At 65.2% G+C, this 19,212-nt stretch carries 19 protein-coding genes; 13 read left to right on the top strand and 6 right to left on the bottom strand.

What is annotated here, in order from left to right:
- Positions 1-236: 236 nt before the first annotated feature.
- Positions 237-731 (bottom strand): YbhB/YbcL family Raf kinase inhibitor-like protein, encoded by a 495-nt coding sequence (locus ACQP1T_RS29360; protein WP_433756273.1) that lies wholly within the window; start codon positions 729-731, stop codon positions 237-239.
- A gap of 498 nt (positions 732-1,229) precedes the next feature.
- Here ACQP1T_RS29360 and ACQP1T_RS29355 point away from each other — a divergent pair, with 498 nt between their 5' ends.
- On the top strand, positions 1,230-2,336 hold the full coding sequence (locus ACQP1T_RS29355) for an amidohydrolase family protein (RefSeq protein WP_433756272.1): 1,107 nt from the start codon (positions 1,230-1,232) through the stop codon (positions 2,334-2,336).
- Here the strand turns inward: ACQP1T_RS29355 and ACQP1T_RS29350 are convergent, their stop codons facing one another.
- Positions 2,337-2,972: a TetR/AcrR family transcriptional regulator gene (locus ACQP1T_RS29350; protein WP_433756271.1), complete on the bottom strand. Its 636-nt coding sequence runs from the start codon at positions 2,970-2,972 to the stop codon at positions 2,337-2,339. It lies immediately after the preceding gene.
- A 264-nt stretch (positions 2,973-3,236) separates the two neighbouring features.
- Between ACQP1T_RS29350 and ACQP1T_RS29345 the strand changes: the two genes are divergently transcribed.
- The 5 genes from ACQP1T_RS29345 (at position 3,237) to ACQP1T_RS29325 (ending at position 8,519) form a co-directional block, all read left to right on the top strand.
- Complete coding sequence (locus ACQP1T_RS29345; RefSeq protein ID WP_433756270.1) at positions 3,237-4,547, top strand: bifunctional o-acetylhomoserine/o-acetylserine sulfhydrylase; 1,311 nt, start codon at positions 3,237-3,239, stop codon at positions 4,545-4,547.
- A 5-nt stretch (positions 4,548-4,552) separates the two neighbouring features.
- Positions 4,553-5,344, top strand: coding sequence for an ABC transporter ATP-binding protein (locus ACQP1T_RS29340; protein WP_433756269.1), 792 nt, complete (start codon positions 4,553-4,555; stop codon positions 5,342-5,344).
- The gene (locus ACQP1T_RS29335; RefSeq protein WP_433756268.1) at positions 5,344-6,327 is read left to right on the top strand and encodes an aliphatic sulfonate ABC transporter substrate-binding protein; all 984 of its coding nucleotides are present in this window, start codon (positions 5,344-5,346) and stop codon (positions 6,325-6,327) included. The genes ACQP1T_RS29340 and ACQP1T_RS29335 overlap by 1 nt, the downstream gene beginning before the upstream one ends.
- Before the next feature lie 89 nt (positions 6,328-6,416).
- Complete coding sequence (locus ACQP1T_RS29330; RefSeq protein WP_433762414.1) at positions 6,417-7,115, top strand: ABC transporter permease; 699 nt, start codon at positions 6,417-6,419, stop codon at positions 7,113-7,115.
- Between the two features lie 108 nt (positions 7,116-7,223).
- Positions 7,224-8,519: an NtaA/DmoA family FMN-dependent monooxygenase gene (locus ACQP1T_RS29325; protein WP_433756267.1), complete on the top strand. Its 1,296-nt coding sequence runs from the start codon at positions 7,224-7,226 to the stop codon at positions 8,517-8,519.
- A gap of 56 nt (positions 8,520-8,575) precedes the next feature.
- Here ACQP1T_RS29325 and ACQP1T_RS29320 read toward each other — a convergent pair whose 3' ends face one another.
- On the bottom strand, positions 8,576-9,313 hold the full coding sequence (locus tag ACQP1T_RS29320; RefSeq protein WP_433756266.1) for a GNAT family N-acetyltransferase: 738 nt from the start codon (positions 9,311-9,313) through the stop codon (positions 8,576-8,578).
- A gap of 327 nt (positions 9,314-9,640) precedes the next feature.
- Between ACQP1T_RS29320 and ACQP1T_RS29315 the strand changes: the two genes are divergently transcribed.
- The 6 genes from ACQP1T_RS29315 to ACQP1T_RS29290 all read left to right on the top strand — a co-directional run bounded on the left by ACQP1T_RS29315 (position 9,641) and on the right by ACQP1T_RS29290 (position 14,940).
- The gene (locus ACQP1T_RS29315; RefSeq protein ID WP_433756265.1) at positions 9,641-10,849 is read left to right on the top strand and encodes an LLM class flavin-dependent oxidoreductase; all 1,209 of its coding nucleotides are present in this window, start codon (positions 9,641-9,643) and stop codon (positions 10,847-10,849) included.
- Between the two features lie 11 nt (positions 10,850-10,860).
- Positions 10,861-12,216 carry an NtaA/DmoA family FMN-dependent monooxygenase gene (locus ACQP1T_RS29310; protein WP_433756264.1) on the top strand — a complete coding sequence of 452 codons (1,356 nt, stop codon included), beginning with the start codon at positions 10,861-10,863 and terminating at the stop codon, positions 12,214-12,216.
- A 47-nt stretch (positions 12,217-12,263) separates the two neighbouring features.
- Positions 12,264-12,707, top strand: coding sequence for a nitroreductase/quinone reductase family protein (locus ACQP1T_RS29305; protein WP_433756263.1), 444 nt, complete (start codon positions 12,264-12,266; stop codon positions 12,705-12,707).
- Between the two features lie 88 nt (positions 12,708-12,795).
- Positions 12,796-13,335, top strand: a complete 540-nt coding sequence (locus ACQP1T_RS29300) for a MarR family transcriptional regulator (RefSeq protein WP_433756262.1) — start codon at positions 12,796-12,798, stop codon at positions 13,333-13,335.
- Between the two features lie 10 nt (positions 13,336-13,345).
- Positions 13,346-13,783, top strand: a complete 438-nt coding sequence (locus tag ACQP1T_RS29295; RefSeq protein WP_433756261.1) for a VOC family protein — start codon at positions 13,346-13,348, stop codon at positions 13,781-13,783.
- A gap of 224 nt (positions 13,784-14,007) precedes the next feature.
- On the top strand, positions 14,008-14,940 hold the full coding sequence (locus ACQP1T_RS29290) for an alpha/beta fold hydrolase (protein ID WP_433756260.1): 933 nt from the start codon (positions 14,008-14,010) through the stop codon (positions 14,938-14,940).
- Between the two features lie 5 nt (positions 14,941-14,945).
- On the opposite strand, the gene ACQP1T_RS29285 is transcribed toward ACQP1T_RS29290, so the two are convergent.
- Genes ACQP1T_RS29285 through ACQP1T_RS29275 form a run of 3 tightly spaced genes read right to left on the bottom strand, consistent with a single transcriptional unit; the run spans position 14,946 to position 18,354 of the window.
- Complete coding sequence (locus ACQP1T_RS29285) at positions 14,946-15,830, bottom strand: SCO6745 family protein (RefSeq protein WP_433756259.1); 885 nt, start codon at positions 15,828-15,830, stop codon at positions 14,946-14,948.
- 26 nt (positions 15,831-15,856) lie between these two features.
- Positions 15,857-16,816 carry a phosphotriesterase family protein gene (locus ACQP1T_RS29280; protein ID WP_433756258.1) on the bottom strand — a complete coding sequence of 320 codons (960 nt, stop codon included), beginning with the start codon at positions 16,814-16,816 and terminating at the stop codon, positions 15,857-15,859.
- Positions 16,813-18,354, bottom strand: coding sequence for a long-chain-fatty-acid--CoA ligase (locus ACQP1T_RS29275; RefSeq protein WP_433756257.1), 1,542 nt, complete (start codon positions 18,352-18,354; stop codon positions 16,813-16,815). The genes ACQP1T_RS29280 and ACQP1T_RS29275 overlap by 4 nt, the downstream gene beginning before the upstream one ends.
- Before the next feature lie 263 nt (positions 18,355-18,617).
- Between ACQP1T_RS29275 and ACQP1T_RS29270 the strand changes: the two genes are divergently transcribed.
- The gene (locus tag ACQP1T_RS29270) at positions 18,618-19,196 is read left to right on the top strand and encodes a TetR/AcrR family transcriptional regulator (protein WP_433756256.1); all 579 of its coding nucleotides are present in this window, start codon (positions 18,618-18,620) and stop codon (positions 19,194-19,196) included.
- Positions 19,197-19,212: the final 16 nt, after the last annotated feature.

Below are 19,212 nucleotides of genomic sequence, written 5' to 3'. Positions count from 1 at the left end.
TCGGTTTCGCGGCGGTGAAATCCGCTTCGATTCGGTGGGCCGTCTGCAGGCGTGGAATCAGTTCGGCCCGAATGGATTCGATGCTGCGCCGTGATCGCCGCATTCTCCGCGCGCCTGACATTCCGCATCCGCTCGAAGACCTCGGCGCACCGGACGCGGCCCCGCTGTCACGCGAGGACTATTCGCGCCCGCGCGCCGAGGGCGATCGGGGCGGAGCGATGCACGGTGCGGGCGGATCAGGCGGCGAACAGGCCGACCAGGGTGCCGCTGGCGATGACGTGGTCCGTGATGGCGGATCGAACCACGTCGGCCGTGGTGTCCTTGGTGAATCCGGCCGGTTGGTCCAGGGCGTAGAGGCGGAAGAAGTACCGGTGCGGTTTATCGCCTACCGGTGGGCGCGGACCGCTCCAGCCGACTTCACCGAAGTCATTGGGACCCGCCACCGCCCTTGGTGGCGGCGCCTCCGCCCGGATGCTGGTCGCGTTCGGCGCGATGCCGGTCAGCAGCCAATGGGTAAACGGGCCGCCCGGTGCGTCCTCGTCCTCGCACAGCAGGACGAGCTCTGCGGCGTCGTCGGGGATACCACTCCATTCGAGCGGCGGAGCAACATTGCCGCCGTCGTAGGAGTAGCGGTCCGGAATTGTCGAGTGGTCGGTGAATGCGGCACTGTGCAGGTCTACGCGCACCGGTGTCCGTCGCACGTCGTGTTGGTGGCTGGTGGGATTCGGCATGTTTTCCTCCGGTCGACGGGCTTCTGGTTCGAAGCTGCCCGGAGATCCGAGGTCCGCGCTGTGCCTCGTCCTCGCCGAGCAGCGTCACTGTGCGGGTTGCCACTGGACAGTCCGCTAAACCGTGGCTACCCGGACTGGACCGGGCAGCCGAGCATCAACCGCCTATCGGGCAGCTCGTCGATCTCGACCAGGTACCAACACGGTGGCGCAGGCGGTGAGCACGATGTCGCCAGGCGCGGCGTGCTCGATCGGCTGATAATTTCGTCATCACTGAGATCGCTCGTCAAATCTGCCTGCGGACAATCTGACGTTTTCATCATTTTCGCTTGACAGCGAGTGTGATCGTGACTGATTATTTCATCAACAACGTCGTGGAGGTAGCTGTGCCAAGCATCGACAAGGGGTCGGCGCCGGACGGACGATTCGCGTCGGCAAGCGAGAACTCATCGAGTTGCGTCTAGCCGGAAGGGCATCGCTGTGAAAGATTCTTATCCGCCGATGGTCAGCCGTCGACGTGCGCTCGCGGGCGCGACGCTGGGCACCCTCGGTGCGGCCGCCGTGGCAGCACTGCCGAGCGCCAATGCGGCCCCGGCCCGCGCCCAGCGGCCCGCGCCGTCGGGCACCTATCGCATCGATCTGCACGCGCATTTCCTGCCGCCGGATTACCGTGCCGCACTGCTGGATCACGGTCACCTCACCATTGGCGGCTACCCGACGCCGCAGTGGTCGCCGGAGGCGGCGGTGGCCTTCATGGACTACTACGGCATCCAGGCGCAGGCATTGTCGGTATCGGATCCGGGGGTGTCGTTCCTGGCCGGTAAAGAGGCCAGCGATATGGCCCGCTATTGCAATACCTATGCCGCCGGGCTGTTCCGCTCGAATCCGACGCGGTTCGGCGCGTTCGCCGTGCTGCCGATGCCCGATATCGCGGCCTCGATCGCCGAGGCGATCTACGCACTCGACGAACTGCACCTCGACGGTGTGATCCTGCTGTCGGCCTATGACGGTGTCTACCTGGGTGATCCGCGCTTCGAACCGCTGATGATCGCATTGAATCAGCGCAACGCCTACGTCTTCGTGCATCCGGCCGCGATTCCGGATGCGGCCAAGCCGAAGCTGCCGCTGCCGGACTTCCTCGAGGAGTTCACCTTCGACACCACGCGTGCGGCGACGATGATGATGGTCACCGGAATGACCCAGCGCTACCCCGACATTCGCTTCCAACTCGCGCATGCGGGTGGCACGGTGCCATTCCTGTCCTGGCGCATCAGTGTCGCGTCGCAAACGGTAATCGGCGAGTTATGGCCGCAGGACCTGCCGAAACCGTCGGTGCTGGATATGCAGAACCAGATCTCGCGCTTCTACTACGACACCGCACTCAGCGGTTCGGCCGCTGCGATGTCCGGGGTGCTCGCCGTGACGAACCGTGATCACATCGTCTTCGGCTCCGACTGGCCCTTCAGCGCGCTCACCCTCCCGCAGAGCGGTTCGCACGATCCCGCGCCCGGGCTCAGCGATATCTTCGATGCCGATCAGCGCATCGAAGTCGAACACCACAATCCGCTGCGGCAACTGCCACGACTGGCCGCAGCGGTCAACAGCTGATCAGAGCTGGGGCTGCGGCGGCAATTCACTGGACACCAGCTTCTGCGCGCTGCGCTTGTTCATGCCGAACATCCGCAGCACGTGCAGGGTCATCTCGTCGGTGAGCGCTCCGGCGTCGGCTTCGGGCCGGGCGTCGAGCAGTTGCAGCAGTCCCAGCAGCGCCCCGCCCGCGGCCATGATCGCCATATCCGGGTCCATCTGCTCGAACCGGCCCGCCGATTGGGCGGCCATGATGTCGCGGCGGGCGCGCGGGGCCAGGCCCTCGTCGCGCAGCAGCACCGACGTACCGGAATTCAGGATCACCCGCACGCCCTCCGGGATCTGGCGCTGCAACCGGCCGGTCATCCGGAAGCTCACCGCGAATACCTCGGCCGGATCGTCGTACAGGGCGACGATCTCATCGCGCATCTCGCTGTAGATCTGCAGCACCGACCGCACGGCCTCGTCGAACAACTGCTCCTTGGACTGGAAGTGGTTGTAGAACGAGCCGAATCCGACATCGGCCGCATCGGTGATCTCCTGGATGCTCACCGCGGATCGCCCCTCCGACAAGAACTTGCGCGCCGCCCCGATCAGCGCGTTGCGCGTCCGCTCGCGCCGCCTGTCGATGCGGTTGCCCACCACCCCTGTCACCATGTCCTCTTCCCTCGATTCCGTTATCGAAATCGTATCTGATAAAAGAATCAGAGTCGATCGCGGAGGCAGTGCGGCGAAGTCGACCTGGTTGCCACCCTCGGCCGCACGGAAACCTCCGCGGTGAGCACGACGACCGTCGAGGCGAGTAGCAGAACTCGAGCGCCAAAGGCCTGATCTCCCAACGGCCAGGGGGGCGTCACGGATTCGGTTCCGGCTGAACGTAACTATCGACGCGACACCTCGCGCTTCTTAGTGTTCGTTGATGTGACAACCAGCGACCAGACCCAGGCCGACCCGAGCGCCGACTGGAGCTTCGAGACCAAGCAGATCCACGTCGGACAGGCACCGGACGGCACGACCAATGCCCGCGCCCTGCCGATCTACCAGACCACCTCCTATACCTTCCGGGATACCGCGCATGCGGCCGCGCTGTTCGGTCTCGCCGAGCCGGGCAATATCTACACCCGCATCATGAATCCGACCCAGGATGCGGTGGAACAGCGCATCGCGGCGTTGGAGGGCGGTGTCGCTGCGCTGCTGCTGGCCTCCGGTCAGGCCGCGGAGACCTTCGCGATCCTGAATATCGCCGGTGCGGGCGATCACATCGTGTCCAGCCCGCGGCTGTACGGCGGCACCTACAACCTGTTCCGCTACTCGCTGCCGAAATTGGGCATCGAGGTCAGCTTCGTCGACAATCCGGACGATCCGGACCAGTGGCGTGCGGCGATCCGGCCGAATACCAAGGCGCTGTACGGCGAAACGATCTCCAACCCGCAGAACCACATCTTCGACATTCCGGGCATCGCCGAAATCGCCCATGCCGCAGGCGTTCCGCTGATCCTCGACAACACCGTCGCGACGCCGTACCTGATCCAGCCGCTCGCCCACGGCGCCGACATCGTGGTGCATTCGGCGACAAAGTATCTGGGCGGGCACGGTGCAGCCATCGCGGGTGTGATCGTCGACGGTGGCACCTTCGATTGGACCGGTGGCCGCTTCCCTGGCTTCACCACGCCGGATCCGAGCTACCACGGTGTGGTGTACGCCGACCTCGGCGCTCCCGCCTATGCCCTCAAGGCCAGGGTGCAACTGCTGCGCGATCTCGGCTCGGCCGTCTCGCCGTTCAACGCCTTCCTGATCAGCCAGGGGCTGGAGACGCTGAGTCTGCGGATCGAGCGGCATGTGCAGAACGCGAAGGCGGTCGCGGACTTCCTCGCGGCCCGTCCGGAGGTGACCTCGGTGTCCTACGCCGGGCTGCCGTCCTCGCCGTGGTACGAGCGCGGTCGCACCCTCGCGCCCAAGGGCGTCGGTGCGGTGATCGGCTTCGAATTGGCCGGTGGGATCGATGCGGGTAAGCGTTTCGTCGAGGCGCTGACTTTGCACAGCCACGTGGCCAATATCGGCGATGTGCGTTCGCTGGTGATCCATCCGGCCTCGACCACCCATTCCCAGCTGACTCCGGAAGAGCAGTTGGCCGCGGGCGTCACTCCGGGCTTGGTCCGGCTCGCGGTCGGCATCGAGGGGATCGACGATATCCTCGCCGATCTCCGTGCCGGATTCGCGGCCGCTCAGTAGTCGACGTGTCACCCACTGCCAGTCGTGCCGCCGGGGTCGCATTGCGCGGCCTCGGCCGCAGGTTCGGCGCCCATACCGTCCTGCGCGATATCGAATTGGAGATCGCGCCGGGTGAGGTGATCGCGCTGGTCGGTCGGTCCGGCAGTGGGAAGTCGACACTGCTGCGGGTCATCGCCGGATTGGACGAGCCGACCGAGGGCGAGGTCGTGCTCGACGGCCGCCCCATGCGCGGCATCGACCCGCGCTGTGCGGTGGTTTTCCAGGAGCCGCGGCTACTGCCGTGGCGCGATCTCGCGGGCAATGTCGCATTGGGTCTGCCGCCGACCATTTCGCGAGCCGAGGGCGAGGCCGAGGTGCGGCGCGGGCTCGAAATCGTCGGCTTGGCCGGATTCGAAGGACATCGACCGCGGCAGGTGTCCGGGGGTATGGCGCAGCGAACGGCATTGGCTCGTGCGCTGGTTCGGCATCCGGGCGTGCTGCTGCTCGATGAGCCGTTCGCGGCGCTGGATGCGCTGACCAGGCTGCGGATGCAGGATCTGCTCGACGAGGTGCAGCGCGCCGCTGGCATCACGGTCGTACTCGTCACCCACGATGTGGACGAGGCGCTGCGCCTGACCGACCGCGTTGTGGTACTCGAAACCGTCAGTGGTGAAACGGGTTTCACGATCGGTACGGCCATGGCGGTATCCGCCGATCGGCCCCGCGACGATTCCGACCCACGGTTGGCCGCACTGCGGCTCGACCTACTAGAACGACTCGGCGTTCCGCGCCGCGCCACCGTCAAGGAGACACTCTGATGAGACGAGCCACAATCGTCCTGGCAGCCGTCGCTGCGACGGTGATGACGCTGCTTTCGGGCTGTGCGGAGGGCGAAAAGTCCGGTGCGGCCGGTGCGGGTGCCGATGAGGTGCGGCTGGACTACGCCTACTACAACCCGCTGAGTCTGGTCATCCGGGACCAGCACCTGCTCGAGAAGTCCGGCGCAAAGGTGACCTGGGTGTTCTCCGCGGGCAGCAACAAGGCCAATGAGAGCCTGCGCGCCAATGCGATCGATGTGAATTCGACCGCGGGTTCGGCGGCACTGCTGGCGAAGGCCAATGGCACACCGCTGCAAAGCATTTCGGTCTACAGCAAGCCGGAATGGACCGCGCTGGTCGTCGCGAAGAATTCACCCATCACCTCGGTGGCCGAGTTGAAGGGTAAGAAGATCGCGGCGACGAAGGGCACCGACGCCTATTTCACACTGCTGCAAGCACTTCAGACGGCCGGTCTCACCGCCAAGGATGTTGAAGTGACCAACCTGCAGCACGCCGACGGCAAGACCGCGCTCGAGCGCGGCGATGTCGACGCCTGGGCGGGCTTGGATCCCTATATGGCGCAGACCCGACAGGAGCAGGGATCGCGATTGCTCTACCGCAACGCCAACTTTCAGACCTATGGCGTGCTCAATGCTCGCGCGGATTTCATCACCCAGCATCCCGACCGCGTCCAGACTGTGGTCAATGCCTATGAGCAGGCGCGGGTTTGGGCGCTGGAGCACCCGAACGAACTCGCGCAGCTGTTGGCAACGGAATCGAAGACTTCCCTCGATGTTGCCAGGGAAACTCTCGAGCGCACCGTCTTGAAGGTCGATCCGGTGCCGGGCGAGGTCCAGCGGGCGGTGCTCACCCCGATCGTGCCGATCATCGTGGCCGACGGTGACGTGCGATCGAAGGAAGCCGCCGAGACCGCACTCGGCGCACTCTTCGAGCCGAAATTCGCACAGCAGGCCCTTCGGTGACGGTGACGCAGACCGCGCCGCCACGCGCTGTGCGTCGGATCCGTTGGGACCGGGTGGCGCTCGGACTGGTCGTGCCCGTGCTGCTGCTATTGCTGTGGCAAGGGGTGACCTCGGCCGGACTGTATTCGGCGAGCCAGCTCGCGCCGCCCGCGGAAGTGCTTGCCGCACTGCGGGAGTTGGTGCAGCGCGACGAATTGTGGAGCCATCTGGCGATCAGCATCCAGCGGGTGCTGCTCGGATTCGTCAGTGGCGCGCTCATCGCGCTGGTGCTCGGTGCGGTGGTCGGGCTGTTCGATAGCGCGCGGGTGCTGTTGGCGCCGACGGTCGGCTTGTTCCGCACGGTGCCGTCGCTGGCGTGGGTGCCGCTGCTGCTGTTGTGGCTCGGCATCGGCGAGGAACCCAAGATCGTGCTGGTGGCGATCGGTGCGTTCTTCCCGATCTACACGACAACCGCGTCGGCTCTATCGCAGGTCGATCCACACCTGACCGAACTCGGCCGGGCCTACGGACTGCACCGGGCCGCGCTGTTGTTCTCGATCCAATTGCCCGCGGTGGCACCGGCTGTCGTCAACGGCTTGCGACTCGGCTTGGCGAACGGCTGGCTGTTCCTGGTCGCGGCCGAGCTGATCGCCTCGTCGAAGGGACTCGGATTCCTGCTGATCGACAGCCAGAACAGCGGCCGCACCGACATCATGCTGCTGGCCATTGTGCTGCTGGCCTTGCTCGGTAAGATCAGCGACACCGTATTCGCCATCGCGGAAACGAAATTGATCGACAGCCGGTTCTGAAAGCAGCGGCTCGGCACCGGGCGCTTGCCGAAATCCGGACCGGCGGACTTGCATTCGATCTGATCGCAAACCTGTTCTGCAGGAGCGCAATACGGTTGTCTCGAGCAAATGAGCTCTGTACGACGTCGGCCGTTGAAAACAGTTACCGGAGTCAGCGGCGCGGTGAGCGTCTATGCGGCCGCGATCGATCCGCACGAATCGACGGTCGCGTCCTCGATCGAGATCGCCAGGATCGCCGAGGCCAATAAGTTCGACGCCCTGTTCGCCGCCGACCTGTTGAGCTTCGGCGCGCAGGGCGCGATCGGCGCGCAGGAGCCGCTGATCTTCCTGTCCGCACTGAGCGCGGTGACTTCGCACGTCGGCTTGATCGCCACCGTGACCAGTACCTTTCATCACCCCTTCAATCTCGCTCGGCTGTTCGGAACGCTCGACCATGTGAGCAACGGCCGCGCGGCCTGGAATATCGTCACGTCCTCGGTCGGTGAAGAGAACTACGGCGATCAGGATCTGCCGAGTCCGGAAGAGCGGTATGCGCGCGCGACCGAATCACTCGAGGTCGTCAATGCGCTGTTCGACAGCTGGGAACCGGGGGCACTGACCCCCGACGGGCATGGCGGCGCGGTCCTCGACGCGACCAAGGTGCGCCCGATCGACTACGCGGGGCAATACTTCACGGTCCGGGGGCCGCTCAATATCCCGCCATTGCCGCAGCGCCGCCCGGTCCAATTCCAGGCCGGTCAATCTGCGGGCGGTATCGAACTCGGCGCACGGTTCGCCGAGGTCGTCTTCACCTCGCTGCCGACGCTCGAAGACGCGGTGACCTATACCAAGACGATTCGCGCCCGTGCGACGGAACTCGGTCGCGCACAAGGATTACCGCTGATCATGAGTTCGTTCCACGCGACTTACGGGGCTACGGAGCAGGAGGCGCGCCGGTTGGTCCGCGAGGCGGCCGAAGCGACCGACTTCGATGCGGGGCGAATCCAATTGGCGGATATGTTCGGCGGTGGTATCGATCTTTCGGAGCTGGCCCTGGACCGGCCGATCCCGGAATCGCTGCTGCCGGAGCTCGATTCGGTGAACCGTCGCCGTGGTCGGGTGGAGATCTTCACCAGGTTGGCGGCGTCGGGACGCACCCTGCGCGAGCTGATCATCGCGGCGAAGGACACCGGTCACTGGGCTGCTGCCGGAACGCCGGAACAGTTGGCGGATGCCGTCGAAGAGCGTTACCGCGCAGGCGTTCTCGATGTCATCTCGTTGGGTGGGCTGGCCGATTCGCGAACTCGGGACTTCGTGACCAATGGACTCCTGCCCGAATTGCGCCGTCGGGGCATCGCCGGAAACGATTATGTCGGTGACACTTTCCGCGAGAATCTGGAACTACCCGCGCTGCCCGAGCGCTGAGTGCGCTGTCCACGCCGGGCGTTGCTGCGCGGCGACCGGCTGAGCGGTTTCGGTGGCTAGTTCGGCGTTACCGCGAGGCCGGTTGGGGATGGTGCCTGCACCAGTGTCAACAGCGAGCGCTGGCGCAGGGTGAATCCCAATGTCTCGTACAGACTGATCGCCGTCGCGTTGTGGGCGACGGCGTGCAGGAACGGCGTCTCGCCACGCGCCCGGATGCGTGCACCGACCGCACGGGTCAGGCGGGAGGCGAAACCGCGGCCACGGAATTCGGCATCGGTACACACGGCGCTGATCTCGGTCCAACCCGGCGGGTGTAGCCGCTCGCCCGCCATTGCCACCAGCTTGCTGTCCACCCGAATCCCGAGGTAGGTGCCCATTTCAATGGTCCGAGGCGCATAGGGGCCGGGTTCGGTGCGGGCGATCAGCTCCAGGATCTCGGGCACATCAGCGGCCGTGAGCACCTCGAGATCCGGATCGTGGGCGACGCGTAGTGCGGTGCCGTCCATTTGCACCGAACCGAATTCGTTCAGCACCGTCCAGCCTTCCGGTGGCACGTGACCGTAGCCGCGCAGTGCGGTGCTGCCGCCCGGTCCGAGCAGCGTGGCCAGATCGGCCCAATCCTGTTCGTCCAGGGCCGGCGGATGGCCGACGAACCTGGCGACCTCCGGGTCGTAGCGGCCGATGCGACCCACCCAGCGGGCGAAGCGGCGGTGCTCGCCGCGCAGCGATGCCCGCACCGGATCGTCGAGCGGGTGCAGTGGGGTGGTGATGTCGATGGTCGACTCGGTGGTCATCGCGCATTCCTCCGCAACAGGGTCCGACCGGAGAACGTTAGCGAGGCACACGAGCGTCGGCACCGGTTGCGCTCAGCGGAATTTCTATCCGGCGCGCTCGTCGATTCCGCTTCGCTCGCAGGGTATTTCCCAGCGCTCGAGCAGATCTCAAACGTTGACAGCATCGAGTCGGTCCCGCCACGAATATCGCCTGGCCACGCGATACGAGGTTTTCGCGGAGTCGTGCCCGGCAGCGCAGTGTCCGGTCGGATCCGACGCTTCAGCGGGCGGCAGCGGTTTCGCGCGTTGCAGGACACAACATTCGCGCATGCACAGGAACGGGAGACGATGGCACCGAAACAACTACACCTCGGCGTCGCGCTCGATGGAGCGGGCTGGCATCCCGCCGCGTGGCGGGAGCCGAACTCCCGACCCGCCGAGCTGTTCAGCCCCGGCTATTGGACCGATCTGGTCGCCACCGCGGAGCGCGGCCTACTCGATTTCGTGAGCATCGAGGACACCCTGCGGATTCCGGGTACGCCGCACGAGCCATCCGATGACGCCGTCGACCGGGTGCGGGCCAGGATCGATGCCAATCTGATCGCCGCGCGGGTCGCGCCGGTCACCCGGCACATCGGGCTCATTCCGACCGTGACGGTCACCCATACCGAACCGTTCCACGTCTCCAAGGCGATCGCCACCCTCGACTACACCTCGCGCGGCCGGGCGGGCTGGCAGGTGCGGGTATCCAGCAGCGCCGAGGAGGCCGCGCACTTCGGCCGTCGCGAAGTGCACGAACTGACGGCCGCCGATATCGCGGAAGCTGTTGCCTCGGGCGTATTTCCGAAGCAGGCGCACGAGCTGTTCGAGGAGGCCGCCGATGCGGTCGAGGTGGCGCGGCGGCTGTGGGACAGCTGGGAGGACGATGCGGAAATCCGCGATGTGGCGACCCGCCGTTTCATCGATCGCGACAAACTGCACTACATCGATTTCGAGGGCCGCTTCTTCAGTGTCCGTGGGCCGTCCATCACACCGCGTCCGCCGCAGGGGCAGCCGGTGGTCGCGGCGCTGGCACACGGGCCGCTGATCTACGAATTCGCCGCTCGCTCAGTGGATCTGGTCTTCGTCACGCCGAGCCTCGCGGCCGGTCCTCGTGCGCTCCTGGAGCAGGTTGCGGCGGCGGGAGCCGAACGCGTCGGCGAACCGCTGCGGGTCTATGCGGATATCGCCGTCTTCCTCGACAGCGACCAGGAGACGGGTTCGCAGCGCCTGGCGCGGCTGAACGAGCTCGCCGGTGCCGAATTCGTCTCGGATACAGCCTCTTTCGCGGGCAGTGCCGACGAACTCGCCGAACTGCTCACCGCATGGAGCGAGCAGGGGATCGATGGCTTCCGGCTTCGACCGGGCGTCGCCGTCGATGATCTGGCCGCCATCACCGACCGGCTCGTTCCCGCCCTGCAACGCCGCGGTGTTTTCCGCACCGGCTATCCGGACGGTCCGCTGCGCGCGCTGCTCGGCTTGCCCACCGATGTTCCCAACCGTTACGCGACTGCCTGAGCGAGGTCAGCATGAGTACTCCACGTAAGCAGGTCATCCTGGGCGCCTACCTCGGCGGCGTCAACCACCACACCTCGTGGTGGCATCCCGAGGCGGGCAGCCAGATCGACTTCAGCAGTTTCGAACACACTGCGCGCACCGCCGAACGCGGCAAGTTCGACTTCTTCTTCCTCGCCGAAGGTCTCATCCTGCGCGAACGCGCGGGCAAGATCTTCGATCAGGACATCATCGGCCGCCCCGATACCTTCACCGTGCTCGCCTCGATCGCCGCGGTCACCGAACATCTCGGGCTGGCGGGCACGATCAACGCCACCTTCAACGAGCCCTATGAGCTGGCCCGCCAGCTCGCGAGTCTGGACCACCTGTCCGGCGGTCGCGCGGCCTGGAATGTGGTGACCTCCTTCGACGCCTTCACCGGCCAGAACTTCCGTCGCGGCGGGTTCCTCGACCCGGCCGACCGCTATGTGCGCGCCGAGGAAACCTTGAATGCCGTTCGTGCCCTGTGGGATTCGTGGGACGCCGCCGATATCGTCGCCGACAAGGAGTCCGGCCGGTTCCTGGCCCGCCCGGACGCCGGGGCATTCGCCTTCCACGGCAACCAATTCGATATTTCCGGCCGATTCACCGTGCCGCGCAGCCCGCAGGGGCGGCCGGTGATCCTGCAGGCGGGTGTCTCACCGCAGGGTCGCGCCTTCGCCGCCGCCAATGCCGACGCCATCTTCTCCCCGTACGGCAAGCTGCCGGAGGCCGCGGACTTCTATCGCGATATCAAGGCGCGCGCGGTCGCGGCCGGACGTGCGGCCGATGACATCAAGATCCTGCCGTCGGCGAGTTTCGTACTCGGCGATACCGAGGCCGAGGCGATCGAGAAGTTCCACACGGTGCGCAACGAGCAGGTCACCGGACAGACCGCGCTGATCCTGCTGGAACAGATCTGGAATCGCGACCTGTCCGGATACGACCCGGAGGGCCCGGTACCCGATATCGATCCGGATCCCGATGCGCCGCCGATCATCCAGGGGCGAGCCTTCGTCCATCAGGACCGCTTCGCAACAGTTGAGCGCCTGCGCCAAGTGGCCGAGGCCAAGAAACTCACCCTCCGTGAGGTCGTCATCGATCAGTTCGAACGCGGGCCCCTGGTGGGCACTCCCGCCCAAGTCGCGGAGCAGATCGACACCTTCGTCCAGCACGACGGCTCCGACGGCTTCATCCTCGGCTCGCATCTGGTGCCTTGGGGCATCGACGAATTCGTCGACGAGGTGGTGCCGCTGCTGCAGGACCGCGGTGTGCTTCGCACCGAATACAGCGGGAACACGCTGCGCGACAACCTCGGCCTGCCGAACATCCGGTCCACGGTCTCGGCCTGAACTCGATAAGATATGGAACTCATATAATCTCGGGTAGGATCGTGCGCATGAGTGCAGATAGTTACCGTCGGACAACCAACACCATCAACAAGGTCATCGTCGGGCTGCAGCGGGTAGGCGTCGCCTTCGGCCCGATGCAACTGCTCACGGTCGCGGGACGGCGCAGCGGGCAGTTGCGCACGTTTCCGATCGCGGTGAACACGCTCGACAGCGGTCGCTTCATCTTCCAGGCGTTCCCGAAGGCGGCGTGGGTCGCGAATGCCCGTGCGGCAGATATCGTTACGCTGACACGTGGCCGAAAGTCGTCGACGGCGCGCCTGGTCGAGGTGCCGGTGGACGAGCGCCCGTCGCTACTGCACGAATTGGTGTCGACGAGTCCGAAGAGCGTCGGCAAGCGTTTCGTCACCACCGGACTGGCCGAAGCCGCCACTCCCGATGGCGTGGCCGCATCGGCGCATCGAATCGCGGTCTTCCGCGTCGTTCCGGTCTGACGGAGCGAATCGGACACCTCGGCGAGTCGTATCTGCCCCTCGCCTACGTATGATACGAAAACCGTATAAACGTAGGCGAGGTGGCGGAATGAGTTCAGTAACGGGTCGTACTTCGACGCGCAGCCGTCGGCGGTTGACGGCCGACGTGCGGGAAGCGTTGCGTGACTTGAATATTCAGCTGTCCCTGCTCAATCGCCGTTTCGGTGTCCGGGTCGAACTCAAGGACGTCGACTGGACTTGTCTCGACCTGATCAACCGGCACGGCCCGATGTCCCCGACGGCGTTGGCGCGCCGCGCCGGACTGCACCCCGCGACCATGACCGGAATCCTGGATCGTCTGCAGAAGGGTGGATGGATCGTCCGCGAACGGGATCCGGACTCCACGGATCGCCGCGCGGTCACCTTGCACCCTGTGCGCGAACGGAATTCCGAACTATTCGAGCTGTTCTCCGGCATGAACAACCGCATGGATGAACTCTGCTCCCGCTACTCCGAGGCCGAACTCGAGGTGATCGCCGACTTCCTACAGCGAACCGGAGTGGCGGGTCAGGAGTCCGCCCAGGAGTTGGCGGAGGGTGTTCGAACGAGTCCCAGCTCGCCACCAGACCTGATCGGCCCGGCTCGGTAGCATGCAACGCATGGCCATCAAACTCGAGAACGTCGGCATCGCCGTTCGCGACCTCGAAGCAACGATCGCGTTCTTCACCGACCTTGGTCTCACCGTCGTCGGCCGTGACACGGTCAGCGGCGAGTGGACCGACACTGCCGTCGGCCTTGATGGCAACCACGCAAACATTGCGATGCTCCAGACGCCAGACGGTCATGGTCGCCTCGAGCTCTTCGAGTACATCCATCCCGAAGCGATCGAGTCGGAGCCCACTCGTCCCAACGAGATCGGCATGCACCGCGTCGCGTTCTCAGTCGATGACATCGACGAAGCCCTCGAGATAGCGGCGAGGCACGGCTGCCGTCCGCTTCGTGGCGTGGCGATCTATGAGGACGTCTACAAGCTCACCTACGTCCGCGGTCCCAGCGACATCATCGTGATGCTCGCCCAGGAGCTGAAGAAGAGCTGACGGCCGATCGACCCACTCAGGGTGTGTTGCCAGACCTCGTCGAGGTCGCAAGTCTGCCCACTAGACCATCACCGCGCAGCCGTCGCCCTCAAACGCCGTGATCGCCTGACCCGAGCATTATCAGACACGCTCTAGATGGCCGACTCGCATGGGCCGAAAGTTGAACTCGACGTCAGAATCGAATACGGTGGCGACCTATATTGCCGTGGTAGACGAGGTGACCCGTGGACTCACGTAATCTGCTGGACGAGTGGCTGGGGCTCAATAGTCGCCAGGTCGCGACCAATGGGATCGAGTTGCGGGTCGTCGAGCATGGCGACGGGCCTGTTGTGGTGTTCTGTCACGGTTTTCCGGAACTCGGATTCTCTTGGCGGTATCAGGTTTTCGCGCTTGCCGAGGCGGGGTTCCGGACGTTGACGCCGGATATGCGTGGATATGGTGGCAGCTCCCGGCCGAGTCGGATCGAGGACTACGACATGGCCACGCTGTGCGCGGATCTCGTGGGACTGCTCGATGAGGTCGGTGTCGAGGATGCGATTTTCGTCGGCCATGACTGGGGTGCGTCGGTGGTGTGGCAGTTGGCCCTTCGGCATCCGGAGCGGGTGCGGGCCGTTGCGGGGTTGAGCGTTCCGGCCACACCGCGGTCGGTCGCGCCGCCGATACCGATACTGCGGTCGCGGCTCGGCGACGACTTCTATATGTGTTGGTTCCAGGAACCAGGTCGCGCGGACGCGGAGCTCGCGTCGAATGTGCGTCGCACCCTGCTCCAGGACGATGTCGTCAGTGCCCGGGATATGTTGAGCGGCAACGGTTCCGAGATGGCGGCTCCGGCCTGGCTGAGCGAGCAGGAACTCGGTCACTACATAGAGAGCTTCACGGCCACGGGCTTCACCGGCGGCCTCAACTACTACCGCAACCTCGACCGCAACTGGGAACAGAGCGCCCACCTGGCCGATGCGAAGATCCATCAGCCCGCGCTGTTCATCGCCGGATCGGAGGATGCCGTCATCCGCTTCACCCCGATCGCCAAGATGGCTCACATACTGTCCGATCTGCGGGCGTCCATTGTTCTGGACGGAGCCGGACACTGGATTCAACAGGAGCGTGCCGCCGAAGTCAGCGCCGCGCTGATCGATTTCGCCCGCGGCGTCGGCTGAAACGCCTACCCGACCACCTGCCGATAGCGTGCGGACAGCAGCTGCGGGAAGCCGAGGCCACCTTCGATCACCCGAATCGCCAACGGCGAAGCGAGCGCCCGCAGGCGCGCACATCCGGCTTCGCCGATAGCTTCGTACGGATAGATCGAGAGTTCGTCGGTCCGGCTCTCGATCGCGCGGCGACGCTCGGCGCCGTGCTCACTCAGCGCGAGGGAATCGTCCACCAACCATCCACGCTCACGAAGCCGTCGCACACCGTCGGCCCAGTCCGCCTCGCTCCAGGATCGGCTGGCGCGCAACACTTCCGGCAATATCTCACCGGTCGCGCTGTGCGTGATCAATGCCTCGATTCCGTCCAGGCCCTCCGTCAGCAGCATGGCGACGTGTCCGTCGCCGCGGTACTCCCGCAGCAGTGTCTGTGCATGCCACAGCACCAGATGCGGTTCGTCGGGCCATGGCAGCGCCGCATGCGCCGCGAACAGCGGACGGCCCTGCGGGCGTTCGCAAGCACGCTCGGCCGCTTGCCGGGCAAGGTCGGCGGCCGCACCGACCTCGGGGCCGGCGATGTCATCGCCCCACGCCTGCCGAAGCGACCGATCGACCGCATGCATCCGAGCTCGGAAAACATCTGCGGGAGAGGCGATTTCCCATGCGGCCGGGATGACGGCCCGCACCGCGGCCGGATTGAAATTGAAGAACGTGGCGATGGTGACATCGGCGGGCACCGGTCCGAATGCCGCGGACCGGGACGCGAAGTACATCATGCGCGGATCCGTAATGCCCAACTCGCGGTAGGCATCCGGGCCGTGCGGGGTGAAGTAGATCACCCCGTGTATCGGCTCGAGTGCGCGGAACGTCAGATGGGCACTACGCGGGGAGACGGCAGTCAACGGCGTTGCTCCGGTATCTATTCGGATCACTTCTCGAAGTACCGGCGCGGATTGCGCACCAGAATCGCGTCGATATCGTCGTCGGTGAGTCCCCGCGCTATCAGCGCCGGAATCACATCTTCACTGATGTGCCGGTAGTTCCACCGCGGCGCCACCTGTGCTTTGGCCTCCGGATCGAACCAGTCGATGTGGCACGCGGCGTCGTGTGCGATAACGACCTTGTCCAGGTAGCCGCGGCGCACCAGTTCGACGATGGTGTCGATCCGATCCTCGAACGGCAGCAGGACATCGAGCCCGAATCGATCCATGCCGAGCAGCGATCCAGCGTCGGCGAGTTCGGTGAGGTAATCAATGTCGGTGGTGTCGCCGGAGTGGCCGATCACCACGCGACTCAGGTCCGTGCCTTCCTCGGCCAGCACCCGCTGTGCCACCAGCCCGGACCGGGTGTGCGGGTTGGTGTGTACGGTGATCGGCGCACCCGTCTGCGCCGATGCCTGCCCGACCGCGCGCATGACCCGTTCGACGCCGGGCGTCAGTCCGGGTTCCTCGATGGCGCACTTGAGGAATCCGGCGCGCACACCGGTATCGGCGATGCCCTCCGTGAGGTCCTTGACGAACATTTCCACCATCGGCTCCGGGCGGTCGAACAGCAGACCCGGCCCGGTGTAGTGGAACTGGAAGGGCACATCGTTGTAGGTGTAGATGCCGGTGGCGACGATGATCCGCAAATCCGTTCTGGCCGCGATCTTCTGGATGCGCGGCAGATAGCGGCCCAGCCCGAGCACGGTCGGGTCGAGGATGGTGTCGATGCCGAGGGATTTCAACTCGTCGAGTTGCTTTACGGCATCGTCGACCCGGGCGTCCTCGTCCCAGTCGGCGTAATTCTGCCGGAATTCCTCGCCGAGTACGAAGACGTGCTCGTGCACCAGGACGCGGCCGAGTTCGGCGGAGTCGACGGTTCCGGTCGCGGTGGGGATTGCGGTCATCGGCTCGCCTTGTCTGTGAAGAGGTTCGGATCGAGAGCGCGTTTGAGGATCTTGCCGGTGGCGCCCTTGGGTAGCTGGTCGGTGAAGGCGAAGCGATGCGGCACCTTGTACGCGGAGAGCCGCTCCTTGGCCCAGGACCGCAGATCCGCCGGATCGAGTTCGACCCCGGGTGTGGCGGCGACGACCGCGCCGACCTCCTCGCCGTAGTGATCGTCCGGAATACCGATCACCGCGACTTCGACGACGTCCGGATGCTCGTACAGCACTTCTTCGACCTCGCGCGGATAGACGTTGTATCCGCCGCGAATGATGAGATCCTTTGCGCGGTCGACGATGTAGACATAGCCATCGGCGTCGACGCGGCCCAGATCGCCGCTCTTCAACCAGCCATCGGACAAATCGGCGGCGGTGGCGTCGGGCCGGTTCCAGTACCCCTTCATGATGCTGGGGCCGCGCAGGAAGATCTCGCCGACGGTGTCTGGGGGCAGTATTTTTCCGTCGGGATCGCGAACCTCGATCGATGTCCCGGGCAGCGCGGCGCCGACCGAACCCACCCGCTGTTCGCGATTCAGCGGGTTGTAGGTAGCCGCACCGGTGGATTCGGTGAGGCCATAACCCCCGAGGATGGTGCAGCCGAAGCGTTCCGAGAAGGCCCGGATCACCTCACCGGGCAGCGACGCCCCGCCGGATGCCGCCAGCCGCAGGCTCGCGAAATCGGCCGTGCCGTAGTCACCGGCCGCGTGCAGCATGGCATTCCACATGGTCGGCACACCGGCGACGTGGGTGAGCCGCTGATCGCGGATCATCGCGATCATGGCCCGGGGTTCGAAGGGCGTCACCATGGCGAAGGATGCGCCCGCATGCAGTGCGGTGAGCAGACATACCGCCTGCCCGTAGACATGGAACAGCGGCAGTCCGGTGCCGAAACGATCGTCCGGGCCGAGTTGCAGCTGATCGGTGAAGATTCGAGCGGTCTCGGTCAGGTTGGCGACGGTGAGTTCGACGCCCTTCGGTTTGCCGGTGGTTCCGGAGGTATAGAGCAGCACGGCGGTGTCGTCGGCGCGTCGGCGCACCGGTTCGTCCACGGGCTGGGCCGTTTCGGCATGCGCGCCCGGCGCGAGCACGACCAATGGCAGATTTCGTTCGGCGGCCGCTTGGCGTGCGGCCTCCTGCGCGCCGTGCCATGCGATGACGATCCGCGCACCGGAGTCGTCCAGCACGTACCCGATTTCGGGCGCGGTAGCCATGGTGTTCATGGTGATGGCGATGGCGCCGATGAGCTGCGCGCCCAGATATGCGACGACGAATTCTCCGACGGTGGGCGCCACCAGCAGTACCCGATCGCCCGTGGCGATGCCGGATTCGCGCAGCAGACCACCGTAAGCCGCACTGCGCCTGGCCAATTCGCCGTAGCTGAGCTTTGTGTCCGCGGTGAGCAGCGCGATGGCATCGGGGCGTTCGGCGGCGTGCTGCCAGCACCGGTCGGCGACATTGGTCGGCTGATCCGATGCGGTTGGGGAAGCCGGATTCGCAGGCATGGCTTGCTCCAGTTTCATGAGTGGGCGAGAACTGATGTGACCCAGGCCACGTCAGTGGGTCGGACGCTACTTGAATTTGGCGTCATGTTCAATAGATGTTGTGCCGATACGGGTTGCCCAGCGACGTCGTGGGGTCGCGGGAGCGGCGGGCGCTGTTACGATCCACCACGTCAGCGAGCCGGACGACAGCGAGTGAGGCAGTGAACGCCCAGGAAGCCACCGAGGACCAGCCCGGTCGGGTGCCCCCACGGAGTAAGCGTGGCATGCGCACCAGGTCCGCGCTGGTGACCGCGGCGCGTGAGGTGTTCGAACGCGACGGCTTCCTCGACGCCAGGATCAGTGATATCTCCAAGGCCGCCGGGGTCGCCTCTGGATCGTTCTACACCTATTTCGACAGCAAGGAAGAGGTGTTCGCCGCGGTCGTCGAGCAGGTGCGCGAGGAAATGCTGCACCCGCACATTCGGGAGCGGGTCGGCATCGATGACCCGCGCGAACTGATCGCCGCCGCGAATCGCGAATATCTGCTGTCGTATCGGCGCAATGCACGGCTGATGGCCGTGCTCGAGCAGGTGTCGAAGATCGATGAGAAGTTCCGGGTGCTGCGCTTCGAGCGTGCCCTGGCCTTCGTCGATCGCAATGCCGAGATGATCCGGAATCTGCAGGATCGTGGTCTGGTGGACGCCGAGTTGGACGCCGAGGTCACGTCGCTGGCCTTGTCGAGCATGGTGAGCCGAATGGCGTATTTCGTATTCGTCGAGGGCAGGAAGGTGTCCTTCGAAAAGCTGGTGAAAACGCTGAATCAGTTGTGGTTCAACGCTCTTCAGTTGAAAGAAGCGCCCTGAGCAAGACGCTGTGACC

Source organism: Nocardia sp. CA-135398 (genome assembly GCF_050955845.1).
Lineage (GTDB): Bacteria > Actinomycetota > Actinomycetes > Mycobacteriales > Mycobacteriaceae > Nocardia.
Note: the sequence above shows the minus strand (reverse complement) of the source record. Positions and strands in the feature narration are given on the sequence as shown.

Bases quoted from the DNA above. Each gene is read 5' to 3' on its own strand.
- ACQP1T_RS29360 (WP_433756273.1), bottom strand. From the start codon at position 731: ATGCCGAATCCCACCAGCCACCAACACGACGTGCGACGGACACCGGTG.
- ACQP1T_RS29355 (WP_433756272.1), top strand. From the start codon at position 1,230: ATGGTCAGCCGTCGACGTGCGCTCGCGGGCGCGACGCTGGGCACCCTC.
- ACQP1T_RS29350 (WP_433756271.1), bottom strand. From the start codon at position 2,972: ATGGTGACAGGGGTGGTGGGCAACCGCATCGACAGGCGGCGCGAGCGG.
- ACQP1T_RS29335 (WP_433756268.1), top strand. From the start codon at position 5,344: ATGAGACGAGCCACAATCGTCCTGGCAGCCGTCGCTGCGACGGTGATG.
- ACQP1T_RS29325 (WP_433756267.1), top strand. From the start codon at position 7,224: ATGAGCTCTGTACGACGTCGGCCGTTGAAAACAGTTACCGGAGTCAGC.
- ACQP1T_RS29320 (WP_433756266.1), bottom strand. From the start codon at position 9,313: ATGACCACCGAGTCGACCATCGACATCACCACCCCACTGCACCCGCTC.
- ACQP1T_RS29315 (WP_433756265.1), top strand. From the start codon at position 9,641: ATGGCACCGAAACAACTACACCTCGGCGTCGCGCTCGATGGAGCGGGC.
- ACQP1T_RS29310 (WP_433756264.1), top strand. From the start codon at position 10,861: ATGAGTACTCCACGTAAGCAGGTCATCCTGGGCGCCTACCTCGGCGGC.
- ACQP1T_RS29305 (WP_433756263.1), top strand. From the start codon at position 12,264: ATGAGTGCAGATAGTTACCGTCGGACAACCAACACCATCAACAAGGTC.
- ACQP1T_RS29300 (WP_433756262.1), top strand. From the start codon at position 12,796: ATGAGTTCAGTAACGGGTCGTACTTCGACGCGCAGCCGTCGGCGGTTG.
- ACQP1T_RS29295 (WP_433756261.1), top strand. From the start codon at position 13,346: ATGGCCATCAAACTCGAGAACGTCGGCATCGCCGTTCGCGACCTCGAA.
- ACQP1T_RS29280 (WP_433756258.1), bottom strand. From the start codon at position 16,816: ATGACCGCAATCCCCACCGCGACCGGAACCGTCGACTCCGCCGAACTC.
- ACQP1T_RS29275 (WP_433756257.1), bottom strand. From the start codon at position 18,354: ATGCCTGCGAATCCGGCTTCCCCAACCGCATCGGATCAGCCGACCAAT.
- ACQP1T_RS29270 (WP_433756256.1), top strand. From the start codon at position 18,618: ATGCGCACCAGGTCCGCGCTGGTGACCGCGGCGCGTGAGGTGTTCGAA.